Raw genomic sequence first — 19,715 nt, 5'->3', positions numbered from 1 at the left:
TTCGAGGCTCGAGATCACAGGCCCGTCGGGAAACCGGCGGGCCTGTTCTCGTTCGCGGCGACGATCTCTGCCATCAGGCCGCGCAACCATGCCAAACCTTCGTCGGCCTTGGCATCGACCGACCAGGCCATGGCCATGGTGAAGCTACGGATGCTCAGCGGCGGCTCGGTAACCGAAAGGTCGAATCTGTCGGCCCACCGCAGGGCGAAGCGACGCGGCACGGTGACCACGAGGTCCGCTTCGGCCACCGCGGCCAGGGCGACGAAGAAGTTCGGAGCCGTCGCGGCCACCTTGCGGCGGCGCCCCAGCTTCCTGAGCGTGACGTCCACGATACCGCTGGGCTCACCGTCCGATGAGACCAGCAGGTGCCGGGCGGCCACATAGGCGTCGAGCGAATCCGGCGGCGGCGTGCTGCCGTTCCAGACGACGGCATAGTCCTCCTGCATCAAGGGCTCGACCTGGATGCCAGCGGGTGGGTTCCAGAAATAGCCGACGGCGAGATCGAGATCGCCTCGGCTCAGAGCCGCCAGAGTGGCGTCGCGCGTCACGGCGCGGGTCGTCAGGGTCGCTGACGGCGCGGCGCTGGAGGCCCCGGCCAGCAGATCCGGCAACAGCAGCGAGGCCCCTGCGTCCAGCATGGAAAGCCTGAAGCAACGGTCCGTCGTCGACGGCTCGAACCGCGCCTGGGGTTGCACAAGATCGCGGAGGGCCTCCAAGGCCAAAGCGACGGCTGGGGCGAGGGCATGCGCCCGGACCGTGGGCTGCACCCCATGCGGCAGGCGTCGAAACAGATCGTCCTGGAAGATGTCCCGCAGTCGAACCAGGGCATGGCTGACCGCCGACGGCGTCAGGCCCAGCCGCTCGCCCGCCAGGGACAGTTTTCCGGTGCGATAGGTCTCCTGAAAGATCATCAGCAAGGCGGGGTCCAGGCGGCGGACTGTAGTATCATTCATGTCTGACCTCCTCCGATTTCACTGGTGCGAAAGATAGTCCGGGCCGGATACGGGGTCGAGCAACAAGGGATGACCGCCATGAGCCTGAAGGACGTGAATCCGGTGACGCGTGGTCGCCCCCGGCGGATCGCCATGGTCCTCGCCAATCCGGCGACATCCCCCGTCACAGGCTGGCCGGTGGGCTTCTGGTGGAGCGAGCTTACGCACCCGTGGCTTGCGTTCGCCGAAAGAGGCTACGAGGTCGAGCTGTTCTCGCCGACCGGGGGCGCGGTCGCGCCGGACGCGATGAGCGACCCGCGTGACGCCAGCGGCTATTCCGCGGGTGATCTGATCTCCATGGGCTTCATCGCCACGCCGGCGCTCGCAGCACGGATCGAGACGACGCGACCCGTGAGCGAGATCGATCTCGAGCGTTTCGACGCCATCGTGGTCGCCGGCGGGCAGTCGCCCATGGTCACCTTCGAGGCCGCGACCGGTCTGCACCGGACGTTCGAAGCCTTCCACGCGGCGGGAAAAGTGGCCTGCGCCCTGTGTCACGGCACGGCGGTCCTCGCGTTCGCCAAGGCGCCGGACGGATCGCCGCTGGTGGCGGGCAAGACCGTGACGGGCTTCGCCAATGTGGAGGAGGACTTCGCCGACGAGGCCGTCTGGAGCATGGGGGCGCTACCCAGAGGGCGTCATCTGATGACGTGGCGGATCGAGGACCGGCTGAAGGGCCTCGGCGCGAACTACATCCAGGCAGGCCTGTGGCGCGGGTTCGCCGTGCGGGATGGGAACCTCATCACCGGGCAGCAGAATTTTTCCGGCGGTGAGACGGCCGCCCTGGTGATCGAGGCGCTTGGCGGCTGAGGCCTAAACTCTGATCGAATCGCCTCGCGATTCCGCTGATGCCGTGAATCAGGGTCCAGGATCCAGCGAGAGCGTGATTCACGCTTTCGGCGGACCCACGCAGTGCGTCCACCTTGACCGATCATGCTCTAGCGCCGCCGCGCCGTCAGGATGTCGCCGATCCGGTCACGGGTGCCTTCGATCCGCTCGAGCCGCAGGTAGCGCAGGCCGTCGTGGTATGCGAGCTCGACGGTGCGGATGCGCTGGCCGTTTCTCAGGATCAGCCGGATGGGGTCGGACCCGCCCTTGGCGGCCGTGACCGCCTCGCGCAGGACTTCGGCGGAGGCGACACGGTCACCGACGGCGATCAGGTCCCAGCCGGCGCCGATGCCGGCGCGGTAGATCGGCCCGTCCCACTGGATGGCGGCGATGCGATTGTTCGGGCCCGCGAGCGAGAAGCCGAGCGACCAGCGGAAGTCCGACCCCCAGTTGCGGCTGACCGCCTTTTCGTCGGCGTTCGGCTCCTCGACATAGGTCAGGCGGTATCCGCCGCGTTCGATGCCATCCAGCGGTGCGGTCGCGTCGGGGCCGTCGGCGTCCAGGCGGGTCCGCAGGAAGGTGGACCAGTCATAGGGCTCGACCGTGTTGAGGGCGGCGACCACGTCGTCGAAGGTATAGCCGCGCGGGCTCCAGTCGCCGTCCGTGCCCTCAGGCGAGAAGAAGGTGCGGGCGAAATCGTCGAGCGAGCGGCGATCGCCCGACTGCTCGCGGATCAGGGTGTCGACGTCCAGCCAGATCAGGGCCGCCTCGTCGTAATAGTCCCCCGTGCCGCGCATCCAGGACGTCCATTGCCCGGGCACGCGATAGCCCAGCAGGTTGTGGTTGTTGACGTCCTGAAGGTTCCGCCACCGGCGGCCCGGCTGGTTCTGGTAGAAGGCCGCGCGGTCGGCGAGCAGGACCAGGGCCTGGGCCTTGGTGTGCAGGCCTGTCCGGGCGGACAGCACGTCGCCCCAGTATTCCGTCTGGCCCTCATAGACCCACAAGAGGCTATTCTCGGTCGGGACGTTGTAGTTCGGGGTCAGCTCGTCGGCCGGGCGCATGAACTTGCCGTTCCACGAGTGGACGTATTCGTGCGGGAGCAGGGCGCGACTGCCTGCGGACGCGGCCCAGGAGGTGAAGAAGGTCGGGGCGTGGGTGTTCTCGGACGAGCGATGATGCTCCAGCCCGATCCCGCCCATCTGGTTGGTCAGGCCCAGCAGGAAGTCGTAACGGTCGAAATGGCGCGAGCCAAACAGGCGATCGGCCTGGGTGATCAGGTTCTCGTAATAGCCGATCTGTTCGTCGGTGGCGGCCAGGTTCGCCGCCTCGTCGGCGACCATGTTGATGTAGACGTCGTCACCCTCCGGGTCGATTTCGACCCGGCGATAATGCAGGCCCGCGAACATGGGGCTGTCGGCCAGGGTGTAGAGGTCGGTCGGGGCGAAGGTGGCCAGGCCGTTCTCGAACGAGGTCGTCTCCAGCGACACCCCGTACTGCCAGCCCTCGGGCAGGCGGATCGACGGGGCGAAGGTGATGCCGGTCGAGACATAGCCCGCCGGATACAGCAGCGCCTTCTCCCACTGCAGGTTCAGCATCCGCTGGGTCATGACCACGCGCCAGTTCGAGTTGTCGGACTGGGTCAGCCACTGGAACGACACCTCGAGCTCGGTCGCGCCAGCGGGAATGTCGATGTGGAAGGCATAGGGATCGACGGCGTCGCGGCGCCAGTCGACGGACTGGCCGTTGGCCATCACGGTCAGGCCGGCGATCAGCTGGATCGGGCCGGTGTCGGCGTGGTTGCCGTAGATGTATTTCGGATAGAGCAGGGTGATCCGCGAGCCTGTGACCGGAATGACCTGGCGCACCGAGACGATGTGGCGGTCCAGGTCCGTCGCGTCGACCTCATAGCGGATCACTCCGGGATAGGTCGCATTGGTCGGGGCCGGAATCGCCGGGCTGTCGGGGAAACCGCCGATGTTGGGCGTCTGCGGCGTGGCCGTCTGGGCGAAGGCGGGCCCGGCCGCGAGGACGAGGGCGGCGAGGCAGACGGAGACGGCGAGACGCGACATGGACAGGACCCGGATGGCGACAAGGGAAGGGGAGATCACGACGCCCGGGCCGCGGGGTCAAGGGCTGGACCTGTCGCGCAGCCTCAGACGGGTAGTTGATCCCGTCGCGTCGTCAGGAACAGCGCCTCGGCGGGGGCCGGAGAGAGACTCAGGGCGCGGTCGTATTCGCTCCGGGCCTCGCAGGTTCGACCGAGGCGGGACAGCAGGTCGGCGCGGGCGGCGGCGAGGGGCAGCCAGCGGTCGGCGGCGATGTCGGCGAGCGACGCGAGAGCGGCGGCGGGACCCTCGACCTCGGCCAGGGCGACGGCGCGGTTGACACGGATGACGGGGTCGTCGCGCCGGGCCAGCAGCAGATCGTAGAGGCTGAGGATACCTGGCCAGTCGGTGCGCCCGGTTTGTGCGCGCTCCGCATGGGCTCCATGGATGGCGGCTTGCAGGGCACGGGGGCCAGGAGGCGATCCCCAAGCGCGGGACAGGGTGGCCGAGGCGGCGAGATGACGCTCGGCTTCGGCGATCAGGCGGCCGTCCCACTCGGTCGGGTCCTGGTCGGACAGAGGGATCATGGCCCCGTTCGTATCCAACCGCGCCGGGCGGCGAGCCTCGGCGAAACGCACCGTGGCGGCCAGGGCGCGGACCTCGGCGTCGTCCGGCGCGAGGCGGGCGAGCAGGCCGGTCAGGTTCAGCACCTCGGCGGCGTAGTCGGCGTGCGGCCCGGCCCCGGCGGCGTCGGCGTGGGCCTGGGCGTAGGCGACCTCCAGCGTCGACAGGACCGCGTCCATCCGTTCGGGCCAGCGGTCGGGGGAGGGGACATCATAGGGCACGCCCGCCTCGGCGATCTTGGTCTTGGCGCGGACCAGCCGCTGGGCCAGCGTCGGCTCCGGCACCAGGAAGGCGGCGGCGACCTCGGCCGTCGACAGGCCGCAGACGGTGCGGAGCGTCAGGGCGGCGCGGGCCTCGGGGCCGACCGCCGGGTGGCAGCAGACGAAGATCAGCCGCAGCCGCTCGTCGGGAATGGGCTCGTCCAGAGCCATGACGTGGTCCTCGGGGGATGGCTCCGGCGGGGCGTCGTCCGGGCGGTATGCGGCGGCCGTGGCGCGGCGTCGGAACCGGTCCAGCGCCCAGCGCCGGGCGACGGCAAAGAGCCAGGCGGCGGGATCGGCGGGCGGGGTGTCGCCCCAGCGTTCGACCGCGCGGGCGCAGGCCTCGGCGAAGGCCTCCTCGGCCAGGTCGAGATCGCGGAAGGCGGCGGCGAGGGCGGAGACCACCCGGCCGCCGGCGTCCCGGAACGTCTGATCGAGGAGACGGCTCACCCGAGCCTTAGCCCTGGGGCGGAGGCGGAAGCATCGGCCGGATCTCGATGGACCCCGTCTTGGCGATCGGCAGCTTCTTGGCCCATTCGATGGCGGCGTCGAGGTCCGGCACGTCGATCATGTAGAGGCCGCCCAGCTGCTCGCGCGTCTCGGCGAAGGGGCCGTCGTGGACGGTGCGGCCCGAGGCGCTGACGCGGACGGTGGTGGCGGTGTCGGGGTTCTTCAGGCCCGCCCCGCCCACGATGACGCCGGCGGCGCCCATCTCCTGGCCAAAGGCCGTATGGGCGGCGATGATATCGCGCCAGGCCTGGCCGCTATCGCCGTCGGGATAGGACTCGGCATGGGGCTCGTGGATGAGGAGGGCGTATTGCATGTCGGTCTCCGGTTCGGGATCGCAGCTCGGACGATCCGAACCTTAGCGATATCGGTGAGACGCGCGAGGGGGCCGGGGATCGACAAGCGGGGTCGAAAATCTTGTCGTCGAGTTTGATTGCGCTGATATCACATCGGGCTTATCTTTCGCGGATGGCGCAGATGGTGATCAGGAACATGGGCGACGCCACCTTGGCCGGTGTCAAGCACCGCGCGAAGCGGCATGGCGTCTCTGCCGAGGAAGAGGCGCGTCGGTCTCTGGCGGTGGTGGAGCGCGCGGAGCGTGAGGCCGCCCTGGCCCGCGCCGACGCCATTCGCAAGATGAACGGCCCTCAGGCTGGACCGACCAGTTTGGAGCTGCTTCGGCGCGATCGCGGCCGGGACGAGGAGGCTTGACCGTCGTCGTCGACAGCTCCGTCGCTCTCAAGTGGTATCTCGAAGAAGCGGGCACGCAAGCCGCTCGACAGGTCCTGTTGGAGGAGGACCTCGCCGCTCCGGAGTTCCTGCTGGTGGAATGCGCGAACGTCCTCGCCACCAAGACTCGCAAGGGGCGGATCGACGTGCTGGGGGCGTCGCAAGGCATGGCGGAACTGAGCGGGCGGTTGTCCATCCGCCTCTATCCCGATCGCGCCTATGCCGAGTACGCGCACGCGCTGGCGATCGAGTTGGGGCACTCCGCCTATGACTGCCTGTATCTAGCCGTGGCGCTGCAGGAAGGCATGGTCCTGATCACCGCCGATGACCGGTTCGAGGAGAAGGTTCGACGGCACGGTTCCTACGCCCGCAGCGTGCGTCGGCTGGAAGGCTGAACTTTCTAGCGGAAGGCCTTTATTTCGCCTGTGAAGCGCGTATATAGCGCGGTTCCCGCACCACTCCCCATGAGTCTGCGCGAAAGCGCCGAGGCCCGGTCCGTCGCCCTCCGACCGAGCGAAGGCGTGGCTCCTTTCCCAGGAGCTTCAATGATTTCAGGCTTCCTGACGTCCCCCGACGTCGAGGGTGGAGGCCGAAACCGATTGTCACGGGACGCCGTCCGGCGTCGCGTGCCGCCGCATTTGACGCGCGCCTCCCCCCGGGCTGCGCGAATGGGAAAACAGAATGACTGACGTCCTGAACGGTCTCGCCATCAACGGTCAGATCGCATCGGCCACGACCTTCACCGGCAAGAAGCGCATCCGCAAGTCCTTCGGCCGCATCCCCGAAGCCGTCGCCATGCCCAACCTGATCGAGGTCCAGCGCGCCTCCTACGAGCAGTTCCTGCAGCGCGAGGTCCGTCCCGGCCAGCGCAAGGACGAGGGCATCGAGGCGGTGTTCAAGTCGGTGTTCCCGATCAAGGACTTCAACGAGCGCGCCGTCCTGGAATACGTCTCGTACGAGTTCGAGGACCCCAAGTACGACGTCGAGGAATGCATCCAGCGCGACATGACCTATGCCGCGCCGCTGAAGGTCAAGCTGCGCCTGATCGTGTTCGAGGCGGACGAGGAAACCGGCGCGCGCTCGGTCAAGGACATCAAGGAACAGGACGTCTACATGGGGGACATCCCCCTGATGACGGACAAGGGGACCTTCATCGTCAACGGCACCGAGCGGGTCATCGTCTCGCAGATGCACCGGTCGCCGGGCGTCTTCTTCGACCATGACAAGGGCAAGACCCACTCCTCGGGCAAGCTGCTGTTCGCCGCGCGGGTGATCCCTTATCGCGGCTCGTGGCTGGACTTCGAGTTCGACGCCAAGGACGTGGTGTTCGTGCGCATCGACCGTCGCAGGAAGCTGCCAGCGACCACCTTCCTTTATGCGCTCGGTATGGACGGCGAGGAGATCCTGCGGACCTTCTACGAGACCGTGCCCTACGAGAAGCGCGGCGAAGGCTGGGTCACGCCCTACAAGCCGGAACGCTGGAGAGGCGTTAAGCCCGAGTTCGACCTGATCGACGCCGACACCGGCGAGATCGTCGCCCAGGCCGGCCAGAAGATCAGCGCCCGCGCGGCCAAGAAGCTGGGGGACACGACCAAGTCGCTGTCGCTGGCGGCCGACGCCCTGGTGACCCGCTATCTGGCGGCCGACGCCGTCAACTTCGAGACCGGCGAGATCTACGCCGAGGCCGGCGACGAGCTGGACGCGCCGACGATCGAGCTGCTGGAGTCCAAGGGCTTCACCACCATCGACGTGCTGGACATCGACCACGTCACGGTCGGCGCCTACATGCGCAACACCCTGCGGGTGGACAAGAACACCGGTCGCGAGGACGCGCTGTTCGACGTCTATCGCGTCATGCGCCCGGGCGAGCCGCCGACCCCGGAAGCCGCCGAGGCCATGTTCAACAGCCTGTTCTTCGACTCGGAGCGCTACGACCTGTCGGCCGTGGGCCGGGTCAAGATGAACATGCGTCTGGAAACCCCCGAGGTCTCCGACGAGATCCGCGTGCTCCGCAAGGACGACGTGCTGAAGGTGCTGCAGATCCTGGTCGGGCTGAAGGACGGCCGCGGCGAGATCGACGACATCGACAACCTGGGCAACCGCCGGGTGCGTTCGGTCGGCGAACTGCTGGAGAACCAGTACCGCGTCGGCCTGCTGCGCATGGAGCGGGCGATCAAGGAGCGGATGAGCTCGGTCGATATCGACACGGTGATGCCGCACGACCTGATCAACGCCAAGCCGGCCGCCGCCTCGGTGCGCGAGTTCTTCGGCTCGTCGCAGCTGTCGCAGTTCATGGACCAGACCAATCCGCTGTCGGAGATCACGCACAAGCGTCGCCTGTCGGCGCTGGGGCCGGGCGGTCTGACGCGCGAGCGGGCGGGCTTCGAGGTCCGCGACGTTCACCCGACCCACTATGGCCGCATCTGCCCGATCGAGACGCCGGAAGGTCCGAACATCGGCCTGATCAACTCCCTGGCCACCCACGCCCGGGTCAACAAATACGGCTTCATCGAAAGCCCGTACCGGCGCGTCAAGGACGGCAAGGCCCTGGACGAGGTGGTCTACATCTCGGCCATGGAAGAGGCGAAATACACGATCGCCCAGGCCAACATCGGCCTGAAGGACGGCATGATCATCGACGAACTGGTCCCCGGCCGGATCAACGGTGAATCCCAGCTGCTGATCCGCGCCGACGTCGACATGATGGACGTGTCGCCCAAGCAGGTCGTCTCCGTCGCCGCCGCCCTTATCCCCTTCCTGGAGAACGACGACGCCAACCGGGCCCTGATGGGCGCGAACATGCAGCGTCAGGCCGTGCCGCTGGTCCAGTCCGACGCGCCGCTGGTCGGCACGGGCATGGAAGCCGTGGTCGCCCGTGACTCGGGCGCCGTGGTCGTGGCCCGCCGCGACGGCGTGGTCGAGCAGATCGACGGCACCCGCATCGTGGTGCGCGCCACCAACGAGCTGGATGCCGGCCGTTCGGGCGTCGACATCTATCGCCTGTCGAAGTTCCAGCGTTCGAACCAGTCGACCTGCATCAACCAGCGCCCGATCGTGCGCGTGGGCGATGAAGTGAAGGTCGGCGACGTGATCGCCGACGGTCCCTCGACCGAGCTGGGCGAACTGGCCCTGGGCCGCAACGCCCTCGTCGCCTTCATGCCCTGGAACGGCTACAACTTCGAGGACTCGATCCTGATCTCTGAGCGCATCGTGCGCGACGACGTCTTCACCTCGATCCACCTCGAGGAGTTCGAGGTGATGGCCCGCGACACCAAGCTGGGGCCGGAAGAAATCACCCGCGATATCCCGAATGTCGGCGAGGAGGCCCTGCGCAACCTCGACGAGGCCGGCATCGTGGCGATCGGCGCCGAGGTCCAGCCGGGCGACATCCTGGTCGGCAAGGTGACGCCGAAGGGCGAGAGCCCGATGACCCCGGAAGAGAAGCTGCTGCGCGCCATCTTCGGCGAGAAGGCTTCTGACGTCCGTGACACCTCGCTGCGCCTGCCGCCCGGCGTCGCCGGCACGATCGTCGACGTGCGGGTGTTCAACCGCCACGGCGTCGACAAGGACGAGCGCGCCATGTCGATCGAGCGCGACGAGATCGAGCGCCTCGGCAAGGACCGCGACGACGAGCTCAAGATCCTGGAGCGCAACGTCTACGGCCGCCTGAAGCCGCTGCTGCTGGGCAAGAACGCCGTCTCGGGTCCCAAGGGCCTGGGTCGCGGCGAAGTCACCGAAGCCAAGCTGGGCGAGCTGTCGCGCGGCCTGTGGTGGCAGATCGCGCTCGACGACGAAAAGGCCATGGGCGAGCTCGAGGCTATGAAGAAGTCGTTCGAGGACGCGCGCAAGGCTCTGGACCGTCGTTTCGAGGACAAGGTCGAGAAGCTGCAGCGCGGCGACGAACTGCCCCCCGGTGTGATGAAGATGGTCAAGGTCTTCGTGGCCGTGAAGCGCAAGCTTCAGCCCGGCGACAAGATGGCCGGCCGTCACGGCAACAAGGGCGTCATCTCCAAGATCCTGCCGATCGAGGACATGCCGCACCTGGAAGACGGGACCTCGGTCGACGTCGTTCTGAACCCGCTGGGTGTGCCCTCGCGCATGAACATCGGCCAGATCTTCGAGACGCACCTGGGCTGGGCCGCGGCCGGTCTGGGCAAGCAGATCGCCGGTTTGCTGGACGCCTGGCAACAGGGCGGACAGAAGCAGGCCCTGGTCGAGCGTCTGACGCACATCTACGGCGCCGACACCCCGCTGCCGCAGGACGAGGACGACCTGGTCGAGCTGGCCCGCAACCTGTCGAAGGGGGTTCCGTTCGCGACGCCCGTGTTCGACGGCGCGCACATCTCGGACATCGAGGACCTGCTTGAGGAAGCCGGCCTGGAGCGTTCGGGCCAGTCGATGCTGTACGACGGCCAGACCGGCGAGCAGTTCAAGCGTCCGGTCACGGTCGGCTATATCTACATGCTGAAGCTGCACCACCTGGTCGACGACAAGATCCACGCCCGTTCGATCGGACCCTACTCGCTCGTTACCCAGCAGCCGCTGGGCGGCAAGGCCCAGTTCGGCGGACAGCGCTTCGGCGAGATGGAGGTGTGGGCGCTGGAAGCCTACGGCGCGGCCTACACCCTGCAGGAGATGCTGACGGTGAAGTCCGACGACGTGGCCGGCCGGACCAAGGTCTACGAGGCCATCGTCCGTGGCGACGACAGCTTCGAGGCCGGCATTCCCGAGAGCTTCAACGTGCTCGTCAAGGAAATGCGCTCGCTGGGTCTGAACGTGGAGCTGGAGAACAGCTGACAGCCACCCCACGTTCGTCACCCTCGGACTTGATCAGAGGGCCGGACGTGGGGCGCGGCCGATGCCTCCGTTTCGCAACTTGCTCGCTGAACGTCCGATCCTCGGATCAAGTCCGAGGATGACGGAGTAGGCGGTATAGATTTTATCGCGGCCCCCGCCGCAGAAGGAACTCAAGATGAACCAGGAAGTCCTGAACATCTTCAACGCGGTCCCGGTCACGCCGACCTTCGACCAGATCAAGATCGCCCTGGCCTCGCCCGAAAAGATCCGCTCGTGGTCGTTCGGCGAGATCAAGAAGCCCGAGACCATCAACTACCGGACGTTCAAACCCGAGCGTGACGGCCTGTTCTGCGCCCGCATCTTTGGCCCGACCAAGGATTACGAATGCCTGTGCGGCAAGTACAAGCGCATGAAGTACAAGGGCATCATCTGCGAGAAGTGCGGCGTGGAGGTCACCCTGGCCCGCGTCCGGCGCGAGCGGATGGGCCACATCGAACTGGCCAGCCCGGTCGCCCACATCTGGTTCCTGAAGTCCCTGCCGAGCCGCATCTCGCTGATGCTCGACATGGCGCTCAAGGACGTGGAGCGGGTGCTCTACTTCGAGAACTACATCGTCACCGAGCCGGGCCTGACCCCGCTGAAGCAGAACCAGTTGCTGACGGAGGACGAGTTCTATCGCTACCAGGACGAGTTCGGGGATGACGGCTTCACCGCCGAGATCGGCGCCGAGGCCGTGCGCAACCTCTTGATGGGCATCGACCTGCACGCGGAGGCCGAACGCCACCGTGGCGAATTGGCCGACAGCCCCTCGGAAATGAAGGCCAAGAAGGCCTCCAAGCGCCTGAAGTTGATCGAGGCCTTCCTGGAATCCGGCAACAAGCCGGAGTGGATGGTCCTGACGGTCGTGCCGGTCATCCCGCCGGAACTGCGCCCGCTGGTGCCGTTGGACGGCGGCCGTTTCGCCACCTCCGACCTGAACGACCTGTATCGCCGCGTCATCAACCGCAACAACCGCCTGAAGCGGCTGATGGAGCTGCGCGCCCCCGACATCATCATCCGCAACGAAAAGCGTATGCTGCAGGAATCGGTCGACGCCCTGTTCGACAACGGCCGTCGCGGCCGGGTGATCACGGGCGCCAACAAGCGTCCGCTGAAGTCGCTGGCCGACATGCTGAAGGGCAAGCAGGGCCGCTTCCGCCAGAACCTGCTGGGCAAGCGCGTCGACTACTCGGGCCGTTCGGTCATCGTGGTCGGCCCCGACCTGAAGCTGCACGAGTGCGGCCTGCCCAAGAAGATGGCTCTGGAGCTGTTCAAGCCGTTCATCTACGCGCGCCTCGACGCCAAGGGCCTGTCGGGCACGGTCAAGCAATCCAAGCGGATGGTCGAGCGCGAGCAGCCGCAGGTCTGGGACATCCTGGAAGAGGTGATCCGCGAGCACCCCGTCATGCTGAACCGGGCGCCGACGCTGCACCGTCTGGGCATCCAGGCGTTCGAGCCCAAGCTGATCGAGGGCAAGGCCATCCAGCTGCACCCGCTGGTCTGCGCCGCGTTCAACGCCGACTTCGACGGCGACCAGATGGCCGTCCACGTCCCGCTGAGCCTCGAGGCCCAGCTGGAAGCGCGCGTCCTGATGATGTCGACCAACAACATCCTGTCGCCCGCCAACGGCAAGCCGATCATCGTGCCGTCGCAGGACATCGTGCTGGGCCTGTACTACCTGTCGCTGGTCAAGGACGGCGAGCCGGGCGAGGGCAAGCTGTTCGCCAACATCGGCGAGATCGACGCGGCCCTGGATGCCGGCGTCGTGACCCTGCACACCCGCATCAAGGCGCGGTGGACCGAGCAGGACAAGGACGGCAACGTCGTGACCAAGGTCATCGACTCCACGCCGGGCCGGATGAAGCTGGGGGCCCTGCTGCCGCAGAACCCGAACATCGGCTACCGCCTGCTGGAGAAGAACCTGACCAAGAAGGAGATCGGCAACCTGATCGATCAGGTCTATCGCCACTGTGGTCAGAAGGCGACGGTCATCTTCGCCGACCAGATGATGGGCCTGGGCTTCCGCGAGGCGGCCAAGGCGGGCATCTCCTTCGGCAAGGACGACATCGTCATCCCCAAGAAGAAGACCGAGATCGTCGACGCCACCCGCACCCTGGTCGAGGAGTACGAGCAGCAGTACGCCGACGGCCTGATCACCAAGGGCGAGAAGTACAACAAGGTCGTCGACGCCTGGGCCAAGGCCACGGACCGGGTCGCCGACGAGATGATGGGCGAGATCGCGCAGCCGCGCGTTCTGGCCAGCGGCCGGACCGCCGAGATCAACTCGGTCTATATGATGGCCAACTCCGGTGCCCGCGGTTCGCAGGCCCAGATGAAGCAGCTGGGCGGCATGCGCGGCCTGATGGCCAAGCCGTCGGGCGAGATCATCGAGACGCCGATCGTGTCGAACTTCAAGGAAGGCCTGACCGTCCTTGAGTACTTCAACTCGACCCACGGCGCCCGCAAGGGTCTGGCCGACACCGCGCTGAAGACCGCCAACTCGGGTTATCTGACCCGCCGTCTGGTGGACGTGGCGCAGGACTCTATCGTTACCGAGGACGACTGCGGCTCGACGCGCGGGATCACCCTGCGCGCAGTGGTCGAGGGCGGCGACGTCCTCGTCTCCCTGGGCCAACGGGTCCTGGGTCGCTATGCGGCCGAGGACATCAAGGAGCCGGGGACCGACACCGTCCTGTTCCCCGCCGACACCTATCTCCAGGAAGAGGAGGTCGAGGTCATCGACACCGCGGGCGTCCAGTCGGTCAAGGTCCGTTCGGCCCTGACCTGCGAGGCGGAAGCCGGCATCTGCTCGTACTGCTACGGGCGGGATCTGGCGCGCGGCACCAACGTCAACATGGGCGAGGCCGTGGGCGTCATCGCGGCCCAGTCGATCGGCGAGCCGGGCACCCAGCTGACGATGCGGACCTTCCACATCGGCGGCACCGCCCAGGTGGCCGAGACCAGCTTCTACGAGGCGACCAACGCCGGCACGATCCGCATCGTCGGACCGACCGTCACGGCCGCGCATGGCGATCTGGTCTCCATGAGCCGCAACGTGGTCATCACGGTGCTGGTCGACGGCAAGGACCGCGAATCCTACAAGGCCCCCTACGGCGCGCGCATCCGCGTCAAGGAAGGCGAGACGGTCAAGAAGAGCCAGCGCCTGGCCGAGTGGGACCCCTACACCACGCCGATCATCACCGAAGTGGGCGGCATCGTCCGCTTCGAGGATCTGGCCGAGGGTCTCTCGTTCCGCGAGGAGACCGACGAAGCGACGGGTATCGCCCAGCGCGTCGTCATCGACTGGCGCGCATCGCCGCGCGGTTCGGACCTGCGTCCGGCCATGGGCATCACGTCGCAGGACGCCTACGCCAAGCTCGCCTCGGGTTCGGACGCCCGTTACCTGCTGCCGGTCGGGGCCATTCTGTCGGTCGCCAACGGCGACGAGGTCAAGCCCGGCGAGATCCTGGCCCGTATCCCGACCGAGGGTGCCAAGACGCGCGACATCACCGGCGGTCTGCCGCGGGTGGCCGAGCTGTTCGAGGCCCGTCGTCCCAAGGATTGCGCGGTCATCGCCGAGATGGACGGTCGCGTCGAATTCGGTCGCGACTACAAGAACAAGCGCCGCATCAAGATCACCCCGGAGCCGGACGCGGACGGCAACCAGGGCGAGGCGGTCGAGTTCCTGATCCCCAAGGGCAAGCACATCTCCGTCCACGACGGCGATCTGATCCAGAAGGGCGACTACATCATCGACGGCAACCCCGATCCGCACGACCTGCTGCGCATCCAGGGTGTCGAGGCTCTGGCCGAATACCTGGTGAACGAGGTGCAGGAGGTCTATCGACTGCAGGGCGTGCCGATCAACGACAAGCACATCGAGGTGATCGTTCGCCAGATGCTGCAGAAGGTCGAGATCCTGGATTCGGGCGAGACCACCCTGATCAAGGGCGACACCGTCGAGATCGCCGAGGCCGTGGCCGAGAACGAGAAGGTCGAGAAGCGTGGGGGCCGCCCGGCCACGACCCAGCCCGTCCTGCTCGGCATCACCAAGGCGTCGCTGCAGACCCGCAGCTTCATCTCGGCGGCGTCCTTCCAGGAGACCACCCGCGTCCTCACCGACGCCTCGGTCAACGGCAAGAAGGACACGCTGGAAGGCCTCAAGGAGAACGTCATCGTGGGCCGCCTGATTCCGGCGGGCACGGGGGCCTATCTGCGGGCCCTGCAGAAGATCGCCAACGAACGCGACGCGGTCCTGACCTCGACGCGCGAGGCGGCGGTCGAGCCCCTGCCGGCCGACCTGCAGCTGGAGCTGGCCGAGAGCGAGTGATCGCCTTCGGCGCCTGACATGGAAAAGGCGGCGTCTCGCGACGCCGCCTTTTTCTTTGCCTGAGGAGACCCTTCGTTCGGGCCGCCGATGGGCGTGGGCGCTAGGAAGAGGCCGCCGTCTCCACCGCTCCCGGCTCCAGCGCATAGACCCGGGCGCAGTATTCGCAGGTGACGTGGATCTTGCCGTCGGGCTCGATCATGTCGGCGCGCTCCCCCGGGCTGAAGGAGGCCAGCACCGTCTCGATCCGGTCGGCCGAGCAGCGGCACTGGGCCTTCAGTGGCAGGGCGTTCTCCAGCCGCACGCCGTCCTCGTGGAACAGGCGGAACAGCAGCGTCTCGGGCGCGATCGTCGGATCGACCAGCTCGTCGTCGGCCAATGTGTGGAACAGGGCGCGGGTGCGGTCCCAGACCTCCTCGGTCGAACCCCGCGCCTCGTCGCCCGCGATCAGCTGGATCAGGGCCCCGCCCGCGCGCCAGGTCGTTCCGGCCTCGGTCGTGACCGAGCCGACCGCCAGCCTCACCTTGGTCGGGATCTGCTCGGACTGTTCGAAATAGTGTTCAGCGGCCAGCGACAGGCTCTCGCCCTCGATCGGCGTGATACCCTGGGTCCGCTCGAAGTCGGGGCCGCGGTCCAGGGTCATGACGAACACGCCCTGGCCCAGCAGGCTGCGCGCGCCGGGCCGCGCGAACCCGGTCGAGGCTTCGGCCACCTTGGCCTCGTCGTAGCGGCAATAGCCGCGCAGATAACCTTGCGTGTCGTAGTCGGCGACGACGTAGCGGACCGGGCCGTCACCCTGGGCCTGGACGATCAGCCGGCCCTCGAACTTCAGGCTGGAGCCAACCAGAGCCGCGAGCGCGCAGGCCTCGCCCAGCAGGGCCGCGACCGGCTCAGGGTATGCATGGGCCGACAGGATGGTGTCGATGGCTTCGCCCAGCCGCACCAGGCGGCCGCGCACGGGCCAGCCCTCGATCTGGAAGGCGGCGGCGAGATTGTCGGTGGGCGCGGCGTGCGCCGGCGCGTGATCGGTCACGGCGGTGTCCTGAGAAGCGGAAAATCGGTGAAGGGCGCAAGATAGGAAACCACGGGGGCGATGGTAAGGCCCGGCCGCGATGGCTATCTGTGGGTCAGATCGACGCCAGGCGGCGTCGGTGCCGAGGCCCTTCGCTGCGACGAGATACTGCTCCATGCCCGCAAGACCAACCCTGAAGCCCCTGAGACAGCAGTCGATCGTCGTCACAGGCGCGACCTCGCGGATCGGGCTGGCGACCGTGCAACGGGCGGCGAAGGCGGGGGCCTGTGTGTTTCTGATCGACGACGACGCGGCGGCGCTCGGCCGACTGGTCGAGGGGTTGCAGGCCCAAGGCGCGCGCGCCGCCTATGCGGTCGCGGACGTCGCCGACTACGAGGCCGTTCAGGAGGCCGCGGACAAGTGCGAGCGGCTGTTCGGGGGGTTCGACAGCTGGGTCAATGTGGTCGGTATTTCGACGCCCGACTATCTGGACGAGGCGTCGCCCGATGACCCCGACTGGCTGTTCGACGTGGTCTGCGACCGGTTGATCAACGGATCGGCCGTCGCGTCCGATCACCTGAAGCGGCGCCCCGGCGGCGGCACCATCGTCAATGTCGGCGCCAGCCTGTCGGACATGCCTTCAGCCCTGATCGAGGCCCACGCGGCGTCGAAGTCGATGGTCAAGACCTTCACCAACACCCTGCGGTCGCAGATGGCGGAGGAGGGGGTCCCGGTCCGGGTCTCGCTGGTCAAGCCCGGGCCGATCGTCGGCGCGGGCGGCCCGGCGCCGCGCGTGCCCCAGCCCGTCTATGCACCGCAGGTCGTGGCGGACGCCATCCTGTGGTGCGCGACCCATTCGGTCCATGAGATCACCGTGGGGGGCGCGGGGCGATTGATTGCCATGATCTACGCCGCCGCGCCCGAGATCGCGGAACCTCTGCTGTCCAGATTCGCTCCTGTCTCCGTGCGGGACGGTGGTTCCGACTGGCGCACCGACGCCGACGGTCTCTACGAACCGACCGAAGACGGGTTCGACGAGGAGTTTCAGTATCCCATGGTCCGGAATTTCAGCGCGCTGGCCGAAGTCAGAAAACATCCCGGCATCACTGCCGGAACCCTGGGCCTGATCCTTCTGGCGGCGGCCGGCACGATGCTGTTGACCCAGCGGACGGGGCCGCGCCGCTACGAGCAACTGCGCAGCCGGATCGATCCGCGTGGCTGGATCGACGCCGAGGCCCTGCGCCACCGCTTCGAGGACATCTCGCGCGGTCTGACGGAACGTGCCGAAGAACTGGGAGACCGCGCCGGCGACTTCTCCGACGACGCCCGCCACGGGGCCCGCAAGCTGCTGAGGCGCGGCCAGCGGGCGGTGTCCGACACGCAGCGCCGTAAGTACGCGCACGAGGTCCGTCGCTATGCCGACGAAGCCGGCCGCTATGCCCGCGGGCACGCCCGTGAGGGTGGGGCCCTGCTGGCCGTCGCGACCATCGCGGCGGCGATCGGCGCGGCCGCGTTGGAGAGCCGGCGTCCCGACAGCCAGGTCCGGCGGATCACCGGGCTGTAATCGCCCTCACAAACCCGTTGCTGCATCTGCGAAGGTCGGCGAAAGAGGGGCATGGCCGCCCTTCCGACGCTGATCTTCGACTTCGACTCGACCCTTGTAAGGATCGAGACGCTTGAGGCGCTCGCCGATATCGCCCTGGAGGGCCGTGCGGACGCGCAGGCCGTCAGGGATCAGGTCGGCAGTCTGACCGATCAGGCCATGGCCGGACAGATCGATTTCGGTCAGGCGCTGCGCGCGCGGCTGGCGCTGCTGCCGCTGCAGCGCGAGCACGTCCAGGCGTTGGCCGACCGCATCCTGGACGAGGGCACCCCGTCGGTGCGCCGGAACCTGAAGTTCTTCAACGATCATGCCGACCGGATCGTCATCCTGTCAGGCGGCTTTCGCGAAATCATCGCGCCGATCGCCCAGCGCCTGGGCGTTTCGCCCGAGCGGGTGCTGTGCAACGACCTGGTCTACGACGCCGAGGGTCGGGTCACCGGCGTCGACGACGCCAACCCCTTGTCGCATGAGAACGGCAAGCCCGAGGTGATCAAGGGCCTGGGCCTGAGCGGCCCCGTGGTCATGGTCGGCGACGGCTGGAACGACGCCGAGGTCAAGCTGAAGGGCGCGGCCGACCGGTTCTATGCCTTCACCGAGATCGCCCGGCGCGAGCGGGTGGTCGAGGTCGCCGACGCCGAGGCCCGCTCGATCGACGAACTGCTGCACGCCGAGGGTCTGGCCGGGCGCTGGAGCTATCCGCGCAGCCGCATCCGCATGCTGCTGCTTGAAAACATCCACCCGGCGGCGGTCGAGCGACTGGAAGAGGCGGGATATTCGGTCGAGACGATGAAGGGCGCTCTGGACGAGGACGACCTGATCGACCGGATCAAGGGCGTCCATGTCCTGGGCATCCGGTCCAAGACGAACGTCACCGAACGGGTTCTGGAGACCGCGGATCGCCTGATGGCCGTGGCGGCCTTCTGCATCGGCACAAACCAGATCGATCTGGACGCCGCCGCCGCCCGGGGCGTGGCCGTGTTCAACGCCCCCTATTCCAACACCCGCAGCGTCGTGGAACTGGCCATCGGCCTGACCGTCGCCCTGATGCGCGACGTGGTCGACAAGTCCGCCGCCATGCACGAGGGACGCTGGAACAAGTCGGCGGACGGCTCTCGCGAGCTGCGCGGCAAGACGCTCGGCATCGTCGGCTACGGGGCCATCGGATCCCAGCTGTCGGTGCTGGCCGAGGCCCTGGGCATGCGGGTGGTCTTCCACGACCTGTCCGAGCGGCTGGCGCTCGGTAACGCGCGGCGCATGCGGTCGCTGGACGCCCTGCTGGCCGAGGCGGACGTGGTGTCGCTGCATGTCGATGGGCGCAAGGAGAACACCAACCTGATCGGAGCGGCGCAGTTCCAGGCGATGAAACCGGGGACCCTGTTCCTGAACCTGTCGCGGGGGCACGTCGTCGACATCGGGGCCCTTTCTCAGGCCATCGGCTCGGGCCGGGTCGGAGGGGCGGCCCTCGACGTTTTCCCGGAGGAACCGCGCACCAACGCCGATCCGTTCGACAGCCCGCTGCGAGGCCTGAAGAACGTCATCCTGACGCCCCACATCGGCGGCTCGACCGAAGAGGCGCAGGAAGCCATCGCCGAGTTCGCCGCAGAGCGACTGCTGGGCTATCTGAACCGCGGAGACACGACCTTTTGCGTCAATCTGCCGAACGTGCAGCTGGCCGAGGTCTCGGGCGGGCACCGCATCCTGCACATCCACCGGAACCAGCCGGGCGTCATGGCCGAACTGAACCGCGAGCTGTCGGCGGCGGGGCTGAACATCCTGGGTCAGCACCTGAAGACCGACGAACGGACCGGCTACGTCATCACCGACGTGGACCGGGACTATGATCCGCAGGCGCTTCGGGTGCTGAAGAGTGTTGCCGGAACGCTGCGTTTCCGGCTGCTTCACTAGAAGCTTCCCTGACGGCATCTTGCGTCTGTCCGTGGACGGCGCAGACT

At 67.4% G+C, this 19,715-nt stretch carries 12 protein-coding genes; 7 read left to right on the top strand and 5 right to left on the bottom strand.

Going from position 1 to position 19,715, the window contains the following annotated elements; genetic code table 11:
- Positions 1 to 14: 14 nt before the first annotated feature.
- Positions 15 to 953 (bottom strand): LysR family transcriptional regulator, encoded by a 939-nt coding sequence (locus tag ABN401_RS05420; RefSeq protein ID WP_349683804.1) that lies wholly within the window; start codon positions 951 to 953, stop codon positions 15 to 17.
- A gap of 78 nt (positions 954 to 1,031) precedes the next feature.
- Here ABN401_RS05420 and ABN401_RS05415 point away from each other — a divergent pair, with 78 nt between their 5' ends.
- Positions 1,032 to 1,802 (top strand): type 1 glutamine amidotransferase domain-containing protein, encoded by a 771-nt coding sequence (locus ABN401_RS05415; RefSeq protein ID WP_349683803.1) that lies wholly within the window; start codon positions 1,032 to 1,034, stop codon positions 1,800 to 1,802.
- Positions 1,803 to 1,930: 128 nt separating this feature from the next.
- On the opposite strand, the gene ABN401_RS05410 is transcribed toward ABN401_RS05415, so the two are convergent.
- The 3 genes from ABN401_RS05410 to ABN401_RS05400 form a co-directional block, all read right to left on the bottom strand.
- Entirely contained in the window at positions 1,931 to 3,889 is a 1,959-nt protein-coding gene (locus ABN401_RS05410) for a M61 family metallopeptidase (RefSeq protein ID WP_349683802.1), read from the bottom strand.
- A gap of 83 nt (positions 3,890 to 3,972) precedes the next feature.
- Positions 3,973 to 5,199: an RNA polymerase sigma factor gene (locus ABN401_RS05405; protein WP_349683801.1), complete on the bottom strand. Its 1,227-nt coding sequence runs from the start codon at positions 5,197 to 5,199 to the stop codon at positions 3,973 to 3,975.
- A 7-nt stretch (positions 5,200 to 5,206) separates the two neighbouring features.
- Complete coding sequence (locus ABN401_RS05400) at positions 5,207 to 5,572, bottom strand: YciI family protein (RefSeq protein ID WP_349683800.1); 366 nt, start codon at positions 5,570 to 5,572, stop codon at positions 5,207 to 5,209.
- Positions 5,573 to 5,733: 161 nt separating this feature from the next.
- On the opposite strand from ABN401_RS05400, the gene ABN401_RS05395 reads away from it, so the two are divergent.
- The 4 genes from ABN401_RS05395 (at position 5,734) to rpoC (ending at position 15,151) form a co-directional block, all read left to right on the top strand.
- The gene (locus ABN401_RS05395) at positions 5,734 to 5,967 is read left to right on the top strand and encodes a FitA-like ribbon-helix-helix domain-containing protein (RefSeq protein WP_349683799.1); all 234 of its coding nucleotides are present in this window, start codon (positions 5,734 to 5,736) and stop codon (positions 5,965 to 5,967) included.
- The gene (locus ABN401_RS05390) at positions 5,964 to 6,380 is read left to right on the top strand and encodes a type II toxin-antitoxin system VapC family toxin (protein ID WP_349683798.1); all 417 of its coding nucleotides are present in this window, start codon (positions 5,964 to 5,966) and stop codon (positions 6,378 to 6,380) included. The genes ABN401_RS05395 and ABN401_RS05390 overlap by 4 nt, the downstream gene beginning before the upstream one ends.
- Positions 6,381 to 6,666: 286 nt before the next feature.
- On the top strand, positions 6,667 to 10,782 hold the full coding sequence (gene rpoB / locus ABN401_RS05385; protein WP_349683797.1) for a DNA-directed RNA polymerase subunit beta: 4,116 nt from the start codon (positions 6,667 to 6,669) through the stop codon (positions 10,780 to 10,782).
- Positions 10,783 to 10,957: 175 nt separating this feature from the next.
- Positions 10,958 to 15,151 carry a DNA-directed RNA polymerase subunit beta' gene (rpoC, locus tag ABN401_RS05380; RefSeq protein ID WP_349683796.1) on the top strand — a complete coding sequence of 1,398 codons (4,194 nt, stop codon included), beginning with the start codon at positions 10,958 to 10,960 and terminating at the stop codon, positions 15,149 to 15,151.
- Between the two features lie 100 nt (positions 15,152 to 15,251).
- Here the strand turns inward: rpoC and ABN401_RS05375 are convergent, their stop codons facing one another.
- Positions 15,252 to 16,181, bottom strand: coding sequence for an Hsp33 family molecular chaperone (locus ABN401_RS05375; protein ID WP_349683795.1), 930 nt, complete (start codon positions 16,179 to 16,181; stop codon positions 15,252 to 15,254).
- Positions 16,182 to 16,335: 154 nt separating this feature from the next.
- On the opposite strand from ABN401_RS05375, the gene ABN401_RS05370 reads away from it, so the two are divergent.
- Positions 16,336 to 17,724 carry an SDR family NAD(P)-dependent oxidoreductase gene (locus ABN401_RS05370; RefSeq protein WP_349683794.1) on the top strand — a complete coding sequence of 463 codons (1,389 nt, stop codon included), beginning with the start codon at positions 16,336 to 16,338 and terminating at the stop codon, positions 17,722 to 17,724.
- A gap of 51 nt (positions 17,725 to 17,775) precedes the next feature.
- Entirely contained in the window at positions 17,776 to 19,668 is a 1,893-nt protein-coding gene (serA, locus tag ABN401_RS16340) for a phosphoglycerate dehydrogenase (protein WP_432763521.1), read from the top strand.
- Positions 19,669 to 19,715 lie beyond the last annotated feature (47 nt).

The sequence above is a fragment of the Brevundimonas aurifodinae genome, from assembly GCF_040195595.1.
Classification (GTDB): Bacteria; Pseudomonadota; Alphaproteobacteria; order Caulobacterales; family Caulobacteraceae; genus Brevundimonas; species Brevundimonas aurifodinae.
Note: the sequence above shows the minus strand (reverse complement) of the source record. Positions and strands in the feature narration are given on the sequence as shown.

Excerpts from the sequence above, each read along its gene's own strand:
- rpoB (WP_349683797.1), top strand. The coding sequence starts at position 6,667 with ATGACTGACGTCCTGAACGGTCTCGCCATCAACGGTCAGATCGCATCG.
- ABN401_RS05415 (WP_349683803.1), top strand. The coding sequence starts at position 1,032 with ATGAGCCTGAAGGACGTGAATCCGGTGACGCGTGGTCGCCCCCGGCGG.
- ABN401_RS05395 (WP_349683799.1), top strand. The coding sequence starts at position 5,734 with ATGGTGATCAGGAACATGGGCGACGCCACCTTGGCCGGTGTCAAGCAC.
- rpoC (WP_349683796.1), top strand. The coding sequence starts at position 10,958 with ATGAACCAGGAAGTCCTGAACATCTTCAACGCGGTCCCGGTCACGCCG.
- ABN401_RS05370 (WP_349683794.1), top strand. The coding sequence starts at position 16,336 with ATGCCCGCAAGACCAACCCTGAAGCCCCTGAGACAGCAGTCGATCGTC.
- ABN401_RS05410 (WP_349683802.1), bottom strand. The coding sequence starts at position 3,889 with ATGTCGCGTCTCGCCGTCTCCGTCTGCCTCGCCGCCCTCGTCCTCGCG.
- ABN401_RS05420 (WP_349683804.1), bottom strand. The coding sequence starts at position 953 with ATGAATGATACTACAGTCCGCCGCCTGGACCCCGCCTTGCTGATGATC.
- ABN401_RS05400 (WP_349683800.1), bottom strand. The coding sequence starts at position 5,572 with ATGCAATACGCCCTCCTCATCCACGAGCCCCATGCCGAGTCCTATCCC.
- serA (WP_432763521.1), top strand. The coding sequence starts at position 17,776 with ATGGCCGCCCTTCCGACGCTGATCTTCGACTTCGACTCGACCCTTGTA.